Consider the following 12,901-nt stretch of genomic DNA (forward strand, 5'->3'; position numbering starts at 1 on the left):
CGGCCGCCGGTGTGGTGGTCGGCCGCGCGGGGCCGGCGGGCCGGACGGGGTTCGCGTTCCCCGGCCAGGGCTCGCAGTGGCCGGGCATGGGTCGCCAACTGCATCAACACTTTCCGGCCTTCGCCGACGCCTTCGACGAGGCCGCGGCCGCGATGGATGCCCACCTGCGGACGCCGCTGCGCGAGGTGATGTGGGGCACCGACGCGGAGTCGCTGCGGCGCACCGAGTTCGCCCAGCCGGCGCTGTTCGTGCTGGAGGTCGCCCTGGCCGCGCTGTGGCGGTCCTGGGGCGTGACGCCCGACGTGGTGCTGGGCCATTCGGTGGGGGAGATCGCGGCGGCGCATGTGGCCGGCGTGTTGTCGCTCCCGGACGCTTCGCGCATCGTGGCGGCGCGCGGCGAGTTGATGGGCCGGTTGCCGGCGGGCGGGACGATGGTGGCGGTGAGCGCGGGCGAGGCCGAGGTGGCCCCGATGCTGACCGACGGTGTCGGCATCGCGGCCGTCAACGGCCCCGATGCGGTGGTCCTGTCCGGCGAGCGCCAAGCGGTGGCCGCGCTGGCGGATCGCCTGTCGGGCACCGGCCGGCGCACGCACCGGCTGGCGGTCTCGCACGCGTTCCATTCCGCGCTGATGGAGCCGATGCTCGACGAGTTCACGCACCGGGTCGCCGACATCGAGCCGCGGCAGCCGCGAATCTGCCTGATTTCCAACGTGTCCGGGGATCCGGCCGGACCCGGGTACGGGTCCGCGCGGTACTGGGTCGAGCACGTGCGCCGGCCCGTGCGCTTCCTCGCCGGCGTGCGCGCCGCCGAGGCCATGGGCGTGACGGCGTTCGTCGAGGTGGGGCCGGGCGCCGCGTTGAGTGCGGCCGTGGACCAGTCGCTGACGACCGAGCGGCCGATCTCGGTGGTCACCCTGCCCAAAGCGGGTCCCGAGGCCGAGTCGGTGCTGACGGCGGCCGGCCGGCTGTTCGCCGCCGGACTGGACATCGGCTGGCCGGCCGCGTTGGCCGGCTCCGGCGGCCGCCGCGTTGACCTGCCGACGTACGGCTTTGCCCGCCAACGATTCTGGCTCGGGGGCGGGCGGGATGCGCTGCCCGCCAAGGCGGGCCGGGTTCCGGACCTCGCCGGGCAGTTGCACGGCCTGCCGCCCGCCGAGCAACAGCGGCGGCTGGTCGAGCTGGTCTGCGAACACGCGGCCGCCGTCGCGGGGCATGCGGACGGCCGTGCCGTCGACCGCGACCGCGCCTTCGCCGACCTCGGGTTCGACTCGCTGACCGGCGTCGAGCTGCGCAACCGGCTGACGGCGGCCACCGGGCTGGCCCTGTCGCGCACGCTGATCTTCGACTATCCCACCCCGGCGGCGCTGGCCGATCGGCTGCGGCAGCAACTGTTCCGCGGCGACGGCGACGAATCGGACGAGGACAAGCTGTGGTCGTCGCTGCGCAGGATCCCGCTCGCGGAGCTCCGCAGAACAGGATTGCTCGACAAGCTGCTCCTGCTCGCCGGTGAGCCGGAAAGCGTTGCCAATGAACCGGTTACGGGTGACGACCCGATCGATTCGTTGAGTGCCGACGCCCTGATCGCGATGGCGCTCAACTCGACTGAAGAGGATGGGAAACGATGAAATCCCCAGTCAATACAACACATGTCGAATACGTCAAACTTTTGCCGGCCCACTCCGAACCGCTTAAACTCCGGGGATTGGCGGAAGTCCCGTTCGAGCCGGGATGCAAGCACGAGGGTTGGGCATGAGCGTCGTCGCGGGTGTGTTCGGAGCGTTGCCGCCGCATCGCTATAGCCAGCGCGACATCACCGACCAACTCGTCGAATTGCCCGCGCTGAAGGAGCACGAGGCGATCGTTCGCCGGCTGCACGCCGCCGCCAAGGTCAACAGCCGCCACCTGGTCCTGCCGCTCGAGCGGTACCCGTCGCTCACTGATTTCGGCGAGGCCAACGAGATCTTCATCGACCACGCCGTCGAACTCGGCTGCCAAGCGTTGCTGGGCGCGCTCGACGAGGCGGGCCTGCGGGCCCAGGACATCGACATGATCGCCACCACCACGGTCACCGGCGTCGCGGTGCCGTCGCTGGACGCGCGCATCGCCGGACGGCTCGGCCTGCGCCCGGACGTGCGCCGGATGCCGCTGTTCGGGCTGGGCTGCGCCGCGGGGGCGGCGGGGGTCGGCAGGCTGCACGACTACCTGCGCGGCGCGCCGGACGGCGTCGCGGCGCTGGTGTCGGTCGAGCTGTGCTCGCTCACCTTCCCGGCGGTCAGGCCGACCGTCTCGGGCTTGGTGGGGACCGCCATGTTCGGCGATGGCGCCGCGGCCGTGGTCGCCGTCGGCGACCGTCGCGCCGACCGGCTGAGCCCCGGCGGGCCCGACATCGTCGACTCCCGCAGCCGCCTGTATCCCGAGTCGCTGCACGTCATGGCCTGGAATGTCAGCTCGGCCGGGCTGCATCTGGTGATGTCCCCGGAGCTGACGAACCTCATCGACCGCCACCTCGCCGACGACGTCGGCCGCTTCCTCGGCGTCCACGGCCTGACGAAGGACGACATCGGGGCCTGGGTGGCGCATCCCGGCGGTCCCAAGGTCATCAACGCGATCGGCGACAGCCTCGAACTGCCGCCCGACGCCCTCGAGCTGACCTGGCGCTCGCTGGGCGAGATCGCGAACCTCTCGTCGGCGTCCGTGCTGCACATCCTGCGTGACACCATCGCCAAGCCGCCACCCGGCGGGAGCCCCGGACTGATTGTCGCGATGGGACCGGGATTCAGCTCGGAGCTGGTCCTGTTGCGCTGGCGCTGAGCCGGCTCCTCACTCCAGTGCCTCCGACAGTTCCAGCCAGCGCCCCTCGGTCGAGGCGACCTCGTCCTCCAGTGCCCGCAATTCCCGCGTGAGCCGGGTGATCCCGACATGGTCGGACTGGTCGTGCCCGGCCAGTTCGCGGTGTTTGTCGGCGATCCGGTCCGCCAGGCGCGCGAGCTGGCGGTCCACGCCGGCCAGCTCCTTCTCGACGGACCGGCGCTGCGCCCCCGACATACCTTGCGGCTCGGCGGGCGCCGGCCCACCGGCCGTCGCGGCGCCGGCCTGCGGGGTCGGGTGGTCGGCCGCCAGCCGCAGGTACTCGTCGATGCCGCCGGGCAGGTGCCGCAACCGGCCGTCGAGGATCGCGTACTGCTGGTCGGTGATCCGCTCCAGCAGGTAGCGGTCGTGCGACACGACGATCAGCGTCCCCGCCCACGCGTCGAGCAGGTCCTCCATGGCGGTCAGCATGTCGGTGTCGACGTCGTTGGTCGGCTCGTCGAGGAGCAACACGTTGGGCTCCGACAGCAGGGTGAGCATCAGCTGCAGGCGCCGTCGCTGCCCGCCGGACAGCTCGCCGACGCGCGCGGAGAGCTGTCCGCGCCCGAAGCCGAGCCGCTCGAGCAGCTGCGCCGGCGTCACCTCGCGGCCCTCGACCTGGTACCCGCCGGGCAACCTGCCCAGCACGTCGGCGATGCGGTCGTCGGCGAGGCCGGCCAGCGCGTCGCCCTGCTGGTCGAGCACGGCGAGCTGAACCGTCTTGCCGCGCTTGACGCGCCCGGTGTCCGGCGCGATGGTTCCGGCGATCAACCCCAGCAGCGTCGACTTTCCGGCCCCGTTGGCGCCGACGATGCCGGTGCGTTCGCCCGGCGCGATCCGCCACTCCACGTCGCGCAGCACCGGGCGGCCGTCAAAGGAGACCGACACGTCGAGCAGATCGATGACGTCCTTCCCGAGCCGGGCGGTCGCCAGCTTGGCCAGTTCGACGGTGTTGCGCAGCGGCGGCACGTCGGCGATCAGCTGGTTGGCGGCTTCGATGCGGAACTTCGGCTTCGAGGTGCGCGCCGGCGCGCCGCGCCGCAGCCAGGCCAGCTCCTTGCGCATCAGGTTCTGCCGCTTGGCTTCGCTGGCCGCGGCCATCCGGTCCCGCTCGACGCGCTGCAGCACGTAGGCCGCGTAACCGCCCTCGAACGGCTCCACGATCCCGTCGTGCACCTCCCACGTCGTGGTGGCCACCTCGTCGAGAAACCAGCGGTCGTGCGTCACCAGCAGCAGCCCGCCGGTGTTGCGCGCCCACCGCTGCTTCAGGTGCTCGGCCAGCCAGGTGATGCCCTCGATGTCCAGGTGGTTGGTCGGCTCGTCGAGCGCGATCACGTCCCACTCGCCGATCAGCAACCGCGCCAGCTGGACGCGCCGGCGCTGGCCGCCGCTGAGCGTGGCTATCGTTGCGTCCCAACCGATGTCGGATACCAGTCCGGCGACCACGTCGCGCACCCGCGCGTCGCGCGCCCACTGGTGGTCGGCGGCCTCGCCCACCAGGGTCCAGCCCACCGTGCGGTCGGGCTCCAGGGTGTCGGCCTGGCTCAGCGCGCCGACCCGCAGCCCGCCGCGCCGGGTGACGCGGCCGGAGTCGGGCTTCAGCTGGCCGGTGAGCAGCCGCAGCAGGCTGGACTTGCCGTCGCCGTTGCGCCCCACGATGCCGATGCGCGCGCCGTCGTTCACGCCGAGCGTGACCGATTCGAATACCAGCTGGGTCGGATACTCGAGGCGGACGGCCTCGGCTCCCAATAGGTGCGCCACTGGCCCGACCCTACTGCGGCTATTCCAGGGCGAGCAGCGCCCGGTCGACTTCGCTGCGGGTCTCCGCCGACGCCGTGCTGGCCACCGCGTCCAGGAAGCGGCCGGCGAGGTCGCGCAGCTTCAGGTTGGTCTCCTGGGAACGCCACACCAGGATGTCGAACGCCCGCCTCGCCGAGATGCCGTAGGCGGCCATCAGCACGCCCTTCGCTTGCTCGATCGAGGCGCGGGCGTCGGCGACCGCCGACAGCACGTTGTTGATGTCGCTCTGCAGCGAGTCGGTGACGTCGACGTAGAACCCGGACGTGCCGATCAGCTCGCCGTCGTCGTCGAGCATCCGGTCGCCCACCACGACCACGCACCGGGTGCGCCCCGCGGTGTCGATGATGCGATGCCGGCTGCTGAACGGCTTGCCCCGCAGAATCTGATCCAGGACGGCGGCCACGTGCCCGCGGTCTTCCGGATGCTTGTGTTGCAGCAGCAGGTCGGTGCTCGGCCGCACTTCTCCCGGCCGGTAGCCGTGCATGCGGGCGACGGCGTCCGACCACTCCCAGCGCTCGCTCTCCATGAAGAACTCGAACCTGCCGACCTTCTGCGGGTCGCCGAGACCGAGGACGAGGTCGACCGCGCTGCGCTCCTCCGCCTCGACGTCGGCCATCATCGCCTTGGACGCCTCCGACGACTCGTCGTGCGCGGAGTCGTCATCGCGTCGTCCCACGGCCTCGCCCTCAAAGTTCACGGTCATCGCGCGCTGTCCTTCAGATCCCTAACTATGTCCTCTGGATATCAATGCCCACTTTCGCGCGAATCCATTCACGGCTCAGGATTTCCGGTAGCGCTGCGCGTCCGCCTCCTTGAGCTCGAGGCCCAGGCCGGGCCGGTGCTGGTCGGGCCGCAACTCGCCGCCCTCGGGCGAAAGGGCGCCGTCGAAAAGCATGTGCTCGATGCGGTGGTGATCGTGGAAGTACTCCAGGTGCCGCAGATTGGGCACGGCGGTCGCCACGTGGGCGTGCAGGTTGGGCGCGCAGTGACCGGATACGTCGACGTTGTTGGCGGCGGCCACGGCCGCGGCGCGCAGCCAGTCGGTGATCCCGCCGCAGCGGGTGACGTCGATCTGCAGGCAGTCCACCGCCTGCGCGGCGAGCATCCGGTTGAAGTAGGCCAGGTCGTAGCCGTACTCGCCGGCGGTGACGTCCGGGCTCACCTGGTCGCGGACCTCGTGCAGCCCGGCGAGGTCGTCCGAGGAGACCGGTTCTTCGAACCACGTGACGTCGTGGTCGGCCATGGCGTGCGCCACCCGGATCGCTTGTTTGCGCCCGTAGGCGCCGTTGGCGTCGACATAGAGCTCGACATCGGACCCGATCACGTTGCGCGACAGCGCGATCCGATCGAGGTCTCGGCGTTCGTCGGAGCCCCACGATTCGCCGATCTTGATCTTGACGCGCGGGATCTTCCACTCGTCGACCCAGCGTTCGAGTTGGGCGCGGGTCTGTCGCTCGTCGTAGGTGGTGAACCCGCCGCTGCCGTAGATCGGCACCGCGTCGTGGGCCATGCCCAGCACCCGGCACACCGGCAGGTCCAACAGCTTGCCCTTGAGGTCCCACAGCGCGGTGTCCACCGCGGAGATGGCGCAGGACACCAGCCCCGGCCGCCCGTTGTTGCGCATCGCCCGGACCATGGCCTGCCACCGCCCGGTGATGTCCAGCGCGCGGTGCCCGGTGAGCGTGCCCGCGAGCTTGCCGGTGATCAACGCCGCGCAGGCGCCGTCGGCGTAGGTGTAGCCGATCCCGCGCCGCCCACCCGCGGTGACCTCGGCCAGCACCATGGTGGTCGACGACCACGGCAGCGTGCCGTCGGCTTCCGGTGCGTCGGTGGGGATTTCGTAGACCCGCGCGGTGACCTCGTCGATGGATGCGTCGGCGCTCATCGTGCCCACCGGCGCGCGGCGAGCCACGCGCCCAGCCCCGCGGCGCCGAGCGCGCCCGTGCCGCTGACGACGGGGTGCTGGGACGCCCACAGTTGCGGGCTCAGCGCGTGGGACTGGTCGTCGAAGCCGCCGTGCGCGCCGTGGTCGCTGCCGTCCTCCTGGTCGAGCGGGTGCCACAGGTTGTGCGGCCGTCCCGGGCCGACGTGCTCCTGGGTCTGCTGCGAGTCGTATCCGGTGCGGCCCAGGTAGCGGTCCAGCAGCGGCGCGACGAACTTCTGCGCCAGCAGCGTGACCATGGTGCTGTCGCCGACCCAATATTGTTTGCGCTCCGGATGATCGGCGGCGTACACGACGCCGCGGGCGGCGACCTCCGGCTGGTAGATCGGCGGCACGGGTTGGGGATGGCGCGGCAGCCGCGACAGCACCCAGGAGAACTGCGGGGTGTTGACCGCGGGCATCTGGGCGACGGTGATCCGCACCTTCGAGTGCTCGTGCAGCAGCTCGCAGCGCACCGACTCGGTGAAGCCGTTGATGGCGTGCTTGGCGCCGCAGTAGGCGGACTGCAGCGGGATGGATCGCTGGCTCAGCGCGGAGCCCACCTGCACGATGGTGCCGCGGTCGCGCGGGCGCATCTTGGCCAGCGCCGCCATCGTGCCGTGCACGTACCCGAGGTAGGACACCTCGGTCACGCGCTTGAACTCCTCGGCGGTGATCTCGCTGAACGGCGCGAACACGGACGTGAACGCGACGTTCACCCAGACGTCGATGGGCCCGAAGGTCGACTCGGTCTCGTCTGCCGCGGCGACGACGGCCTCGTAGTCGGCAACGTCGGTGGGGATGGTCAGCGCCTTGCCGCCGCCGGATTCGACGTCGCGCGCGGCGCCGTCCAGGCCGGCGGCCCCGCGGGCGAGCAGGGCGACGTTCGCCCCGCGCTGCCCGAACAGTTGGGCGGTGGCGCGGCCGATGCCGGCGCTGGCTCCGGTGATTACCACTGTCTGCGTCATCGCGGGTGTTTCCTTTCGTTTCAGCCGTGGTGGGCGTCGTCGGCGAGGGTGGCCGTGCATTCCAGCATCAGCGCGTGCGTGAAGGCCTGGGGGAGGTTGCCGCGGAGCTGGCGCTGCCTGATGTCGTACTCCTCGCAGAACAATCCGGGGGGTCCGCACGCGGCGCGGTTGCGCTCGAACCAGCGCATGGCGCAATGGGCGTGTCCGAGTTGGTGTTCGGCGAGCGCCATCATGAATCCGCAGAGCAGGAAGGCGCCCTCGGCGTCGCCGAGGTCGCGCTCGTCGTGCCGGAAGCGGTAGACGAACCCGTCGTGGCACAGCTGATCGCGGACGGCGTCCAACGTGGCCCGGGTGCGCGGGTCGTCGGCGGGGACGGCCCCGCGCACGGGGGCCAGCAGCAGCGACGCGTCGACGTCGGTCAGCCGTGGGCTGCGCTGCCAGTAGCCGCCCTGCGGGTGCAGGCTGCTGGCGGCGGTGTCGGCCAGGATGGTGTCGGCCAGCGACGTGCAGGCGGTGATCTCGGGGCCGCCGCCGGCCACCTTGGCAATGGCACGCAGCCCGGCCACGCACGCCAGGCGTGACTGGGTCCAGCATTCGTTGTCGATCTCCCAGATCCCCGCATCCGGCTCGCGCCAACGCTTTTCGATCGCGCCGATGGCGGCCTGCGCGGCGCGCCAGCCCTCGACGTCCAGCCGGCCGGCGTTGCCGGCCCACGCCAGCAGCTGCAGCGCCTCGCCGAAGACGTCCAGCTGGAATTGCTGGTTGACCCAGTTGCCCACCTTGTCGGTGCCCCCGGGGTAGCCGGGCAGGTCGAGGGTTTCTTCGCTGGGCACGCTGGCGCCGGTGATGGTGTAGGCGGGCTTGAGGTCGGGACCGTGCTCGAGCAGCCGGGCGCCGACGAATTCGACCGCGGAGTCCAGCAATTCGGTCGCACCGACCGTCGCGGCGGCGATGCCGGCGTAGACCTGATCGCGGATCCACGCGTAGCGGTAGTCGTAGTTCTGGTTGGTGTGCGCGCGCTCGGGCAGGCTCATCGTGGCGGCGGCGACCATGCCGCCGCCGCTGCTGGTCAGCCCGCGCAGCACCGCGTAGGAGTGCCGCGCATCGCGGGGTGCGATGGTGCCGTTCAGCTCGGGCATGCTGCGGTGCCAGGAGGCTTCCGTTGCGTCCCAGGTGATGTCGGGATCGGGCGGTTGGCCGGGGAGTCCGCGTTCGGAGAGCTCCAGCACGAAGTCGTGCTGACCGCCTTCCTCGACGGTGACCTCACAGGTGAGCAGGTCCCCGTGGCCGTGCGCCGATTTGACGACGCGCGCGTCGCAGCCGCCGCGCCAGCGCCACCGCAACCGTCCCGACTTCCCGGTCCAGATCCCGTCGTCGAAGTTCAGGTCGCCCGCGCCGTGCCGGCCGAACGCGGCGCTCGGCTGCAGCAACACCCGCACGCGCGCGGTGCCGCGGCAGCCCAGGAGGCGGCGCAGCAGCACCACCCGGTCCGGGTCGCCGGGGAACGCCAGCGCCTCGCGGCATTCGATGATGCCGTCGCGGGTGATCCACCGGTCGCGCCAGATCAGGCTGCCCGGCTCGTAGAATCCGCCCCAGACGTGCCGCACGTCGGCCGGGGTGATCGCGTATACCCCGTCGCCCCCAATGAGATTCGAGAACACCGCGTCCGAATCCCACCGCGGCGCGCACAGCCACGCGACGTCGCCCTGCGGCCCGATCAGGGCGCCCCGCTCGCCGTCGGCGAGCAGCGCGTATTCGCGCAACACGCGGGGCGAGTAGGTCGCCTCGAGGTCGATCGTGCGGTCAGCCACGGACCCCGGCCTCCGATCGCCGCGGCGCCGGGACGTCGCTGCGGATCTTCCCGGTCGCCATCCGCTCGGCCAGCCGCGAGGCCAGCGCCATGATCGTCAGCGCCGGGTTCGCCGAGCCCTGCGTGGGACACACCGAGCCGTCGGCGAGGAACAGGTTCGGCACGCCCCACACCCGGTGGTCGGAGTCGACCACCGAGTTGTCCGGACGGGTCCCCATCCGGGCCCCGCCGATCAGGTGGGCGAACCGCTGGATGGTGAGCACGTCCTGGGCGCCGGCGGCGTGCAGGATGTCGCCGATCACCTTGGTGGAGTAGGCCATGTTGGCCTTGTCGTTGTCGCACAGCGTGTAGTCGAACCGGGCCACCGGGAGGCCGTACGGGTCGGTCTCGTCGGCGAGCGTGACGCGGTTGCCGGGACGCGGCAGCAGCTCGTTGAGCACGCCGATGGTCGCCCAGTGGTTGTAGTCGCGCATGTACTCGCGCAACGCGCGGCCCCAGTGCCCGTCGGCCAGCACGTGCTCGGCCCACCCGATGGGCATGGGCGACACAGTCTGGATCGAGAAGCCGCGGGCGAACCCCCGCGACGGGTCGGTCTCGTAGAACTGCTCCGAGGACACCTCCGGCGGCGGCGCCTTGTACATCCGGACCTCGTCCGACCACCGGCCCGCGGACTGCGTGGCGCCCTGCACCATCACGTAGCGGCCGACCTGATCGTCGTTGTTGCCCAGACCGTTGGGGAAGCGGTCGTTGGCCGAGTTCAGCAGCAGGCGCGGCGTTTCGATGGAATACCCGGCGATCGCAACGACTTTGGCCCGTTGCAACCGTTCGGTGCCGCCCACCTCGTCGTAGTAGACGACCCCGCGCGCGGCGCCGCTCTCGTCGAGCTCGACGCGGGCGGCCATGCAGTTGGCGCGGATCTCCACCGAGTGCGCGAGCGCGTCGGGCAGGTGCGTGACGTACGGGCTGGCCTTGGCGTTGACCTTGCAGCCCTGCAGGCAGTAACCGCGGTAGATGCAGTGCGGCCGGTTGCCGAAGGTGCCGTTGACGATGCCGACGGGCCCGACCCGCATCTCGATGCCGAGCTGCATCGCGCCCCGCCACAGCTTGGCGGCGGCGCCCGAAATGGGATGCGGGGAGAAGGCATAGCGGTGGGGATGGCCCCACGGCCAGTTCTGCCCGGCCACCGGCAACTCGAGCTCGATGCGTTCGTAGTGCGCGCGGATGTCTTCGTACCGGATCGGCCAGTCCGCCCCGACCCCGTCGAGCGTGTAGGTGTGAAAGTCGCTGGGATGGAACCGCGGGGTGTAGCCGGCGTAGTGGACCATCGAGCCGCCCACCCCGCGCCCGGAGTTGTTCTTGCCCAGCTCGATCGGGTCGTCGCCGCCGATGATGCGCTTCTGCGTCCAGTACAGCGAATGGGAGCCCGCCTCGTCGGACACCCAGTCCTCGTCCGGGTGCCAGAACGGGCCCGCCTCGAGGATCACCACCCGCCAGCCCGCCCGCGCCAGCCGTTGCGCGAGCACCGATCCGCCGGCGCCGGCGCCCACGACCACCAGGTCGACCTCGTCGTCGTCGCCGTAGCGCTGCATGGTCTTCTCGCCGGGCAGGTCACGGGAATGGACGTCGAGCAGGAACCGCGATTCGTTGTCCTTAGGGCCGATCGCCCCCTTGAGCAGTCCGCGGAGTCGGTCGCCCATCACAGCTCACCGTCTTGGACCACGCGGACCGGGTCCTCGTCCGTGGCGCCCGGGGTCTCGAACGGCTCGCGCGCGGAGGCGGGCCCGGTGGCACCCCCGAGACGCATGAAGCCGCGCGGGTAGGCGGGGCCGCCGAACCCGATCTCGTTCCACGCCCACGGGTGAGAGTAGAAGCCGGACAACGTCATTCGCATGCACACTGACCACGCGCGTTTCACGTTCAGGCGTTCCCACGCGCCGCCGTCCAGGTCACCCTGCGAGAACTGGTCGATGATCGCCTCGCGAGTGTCGGGGTCCGCGTCGGCAAACGACGACTTCCCGTACCGGCGGGACGCGGTCTCGTCGAGACCGCGCAGCACCAGCCGCCAGGTGTCGCGGTCGTCGGGCATGTCGGCGTACTGGTACCCGTCGAGGCGCCCGTCGGCGAGCTTGGAGTCGACCGACTCGGGCACCGGCACTCGCGGCTCACGGTCCTGGGCCAGCACCGTGTCGCAGAACGCGCGCAGGCACGGCTCCTCGTCCGGGCCGAAGAACCGCAGCGGGCCGGGCGGTTCCAGCCGGGCCAGCACCACCTTCTTGGTGGCGTCGTCCCACGAGTCCGTGGTTTCCAGGACGTCGTAATCCGGGTAGCGGCCGATCATTTGGGGTGTGATGCCCCGGCGTTGCTTGGGGAGCCAGGACGGGTGCGGGGGCTCGCGATCGGGGCGCAGGTTGGGCAGGTGGTCGGGGCGAGAGGTGTCGGCCATCGCGCTCAGCCCCGGAACCGCTCGCGTCGCAGGATCGAGGCGAGCAGGCCCATCCCGCCGACCATGCACATCAGCCCGGGCGCCGCGATGGGCGGCCCCATGGGCACGTTGTAGGACGCGTTCTTCCACCCGCCCGGCTTGCGCGCGACCCCGCGGGCGTGCAGGTATTCACCCATCAGGCCGTTGGCGGTGTAGACGCCCGCGGTGATCGGCAGCCACAGCTTGGCCCAGCGCCGCGAGAACACCCCGCCGATGCCGGCGACCACCACGGGCGGCGTCACCACGATCGGGCTCCACATCCACTTGTTGCCGAAGCTGGCCTTGTAGTGCTCGAAATAGATCTCCGCCGTCGTGACGACGGCCGCGATGGCAGTCAGCCCGGACAACGAGCGTTCGAAGCGGCCGTGCGCCACGTCGTACAGCGCCCGCTCGGTGAGCTGCTGCGCCTCGCCGGTGCGCCGTCCTCCGTTGCCTAACAACAACATTGGGTTCCCTTCCTGGCTCGTTGGTTCACCGAGCTACCGGCTCGGTTTGAATTCCTTCGCGAACTGCTTGGCCGCCGTCATGGGGCCGGGAATGCCGAGCTGAGTCGTCCGCGCCAAACGGGGCGGGTCCTCATTGCCCATGCGTCACCTCACTTTTGGACCGAAACACGCTCTGGCGACCACACCGCGACGACGAATCGCGCTGACTGCCCAGAGAACTGGAAGCGCCCAGCTGTGTGTTTCAACCGAGGTGGTCCCGACGCGCGTCGTGACCGAAGCGCATCCGGTGCGTACCCGATTCCCGTCGACGTAAACAGTTCGACCGGTGTCGGGTCGCCGTGTCGAGGTCTCCGCCCGGTTGTCGGTGGCGCATGGCATACTCGAACACATGTTCGATACACGGGTGCACGATTACTGGGAGCCGCCGCGGTGTGAGCGCTCGCGGGCGTTGGTGGATCGGATGTGCGCGTCGTGGCGGTTGGAGGCGCGGGTGGTCGCCGAGCGGTTGGATGCGATCGGGGAGTTGTTCGAGCTGCGGCGCGCCCAGCGCGGTGAAGAGGCGGATTGGGCGGTGGACACCTGGGCGGCGGTGGGTGCCGAGGTGGCCGCGGCGTTTCAGGTCAGCCT

General features: G+C 70.8%; 11 protein-coding genes. 3 read left to right on the forward strand and 8 right to left on the reverse strand.

From position 1 onward, the window contains the following. Both HMPREF0591_RS16625 and HMPREF0591_RS16630 read left to right on the forward strand, forming a co-directional pair. On the forward strand, nucleotides 1-1,625 hold a 1,625-nt coding region (locus tag HMPREF0591_RS16625), incomplete at its 5' end, for an acyltransferase domain-containing protein (RefSeq protein WP_007169773.1). A 124-nt stretch (nucleotides 1,626-1,749) separates the two neighbouring features. Beyond that, the gene (locus HMPREF0591_RS16630) at nucleotides 1,750-2,811 is read left to right on the forward strand and encodes a type III polyketide synthase (RefSeq protein WP_007169774.1); all 1,062 of its coding nucleotides are present in this window, start codon (nucleotides 1,750-1,752) and stop codon (nucleotides 2,809-2,811) included. A 9-nt stretch (nucleotides 2,812-2,820) separates the two neighbouring features. Here the strand turns inward: HMPREF0591_RS16630 and HMPREF0591_RS16635 are convergent, their stop codons facing one another. From HMPREF0591_RS16635 to HMPREF0591_RS16670, 8 genes are all read right to left on the reverse strand, one after another. Beyond that, nucleotides 2,821-4,608, reverse strand: coding sequence for an ABC-F family ATP-binding cassette domain-containing protein (locus HMPREF0591_RS16635; RefSeq protein WP_007169775.1), 1,788 nt, complete (start codon nucleotides 4,606-4,608; stop codon nucleotides 2,821-2,823). Between the two features lie 19 nt (nucleotides 4,609-4,627). Then, a complete protein-coding gene (locus HMPREF0591_RS16640) occupies nucleotides 4,628-5,266 on the reverse strand; it encodes a PAS and ANTAR domain-containing protein (protein WP_425270217.1) in 639 nt (212 codons plus the stop codon). A 159-nt stretch (nucleotides 5,267-5,425) separates the two neighbouring features. After that, the gene (locus HMPREF0591_RS16645) at nucleotides 5,426-6,532 is read right to left on the reverse strand and encodes an enolase C-terminal domain-like protein (protein ID WP_040623240.1); all 1,107 of its coding nucleotides are present in this window, start codon (nucleotides 6,530-6,532) and stop codon (nucleotides 5,426-5,428) included. Beyond that, nucleotides 6,529-7,536 (reverse strand): SDR family oxidoreductase, encoded by a 1,008-nt coding sequence (locus HMPREF0591_RS16650; protein WP_007169778.1) that lies wholly within the window; start codon nucleotides 7,534-7,536, stop codon nucleotides 6,529-6,531. Before HMPREF0591_RS16650 ends, HMPREF0591_RS16645 begins: the two co-directional genes overlap by 4 nt. A gap of 20 nt (nucleotides 7,537-7,556) precedes the next feature. Continuing rightward, nucleotides 7,557-9,347, reverse strand: coding sequence for a glycoside hydrolase family 15 protein (locus HMPREF0591_RS16655; protein WP_007169779.1), 1,791 nt, complete (start codon nucleotides 9,345-9,347; stop codon nucleotides 7,557-7,559). Further along, complete coding sequence (locus HMPREF0591_RS16660) at nucleotides 9,340-11,043, reverse strand: GMC family oxidoreductase (protein ID WP_007169780.1); 1,704 nt, start codon at nucleotides 11,041-11,043, stop codon at nucleotides 9,340-9,342. The genes HMPREF0591_RS16655 and HMPREF0591_RS16660 overlap by 8 nt, the downstream gene beginning before the upstream one ends. After that, entirely contained in the window at nucleotides 11,043-11,789 is a 747-nt protein-coding gene (locus HMPREF0591_RS16665; RefSeq protein ID WP_007169781.1) for a gluconate 2-dehydrogenase subunit 3 family protein, read from the reverse strand. Before HMPREF0591_RS16665 ends, HMPREF0591_RS16660 begins: the two co-directional genes overlap by 1 nt. A gap of 5 nt (nucleotides 11,790-11,794) precedes the next feature. Then, complete coding sequence (locus HMPREF0591_RS16670) at nucleotides 11,795-12,274, reverse strand: hypothetical protein (RefSeq protein WP_007169782.1); 480 nt, start codon at nucleotides 12,272-12,274, stop codon at nucleotides 11,795-11,797. Between the two features lie 388 nt (nucleotides 12,275-12,662). Between HMPREF0591_RS16670 and HMPREF0591_RS33130 the strand changes: the two genes are divergently transcribed. Further along, nucleotides 12,663-12,901, forward strand: a 239-nt coding sequence (locus tag HMPREF0591_RS33130) for a DUF222 domain-containing protein (RefSeq protein WP_007169784.1), incomplete at its 3' end; no start/stop codon positions are given.

The sequence above is a fragment of the Mycobacterium parascrofulaceum ATCC BAA-614 genome, assembly GCF_000164135.1.
GTDB lineage: Bacteria > Actinomycetota > Actinomycetes > Mycobacteriales > Mycobacteriaceae > Mycobacterium > Mycobacterium parascrofulaceum.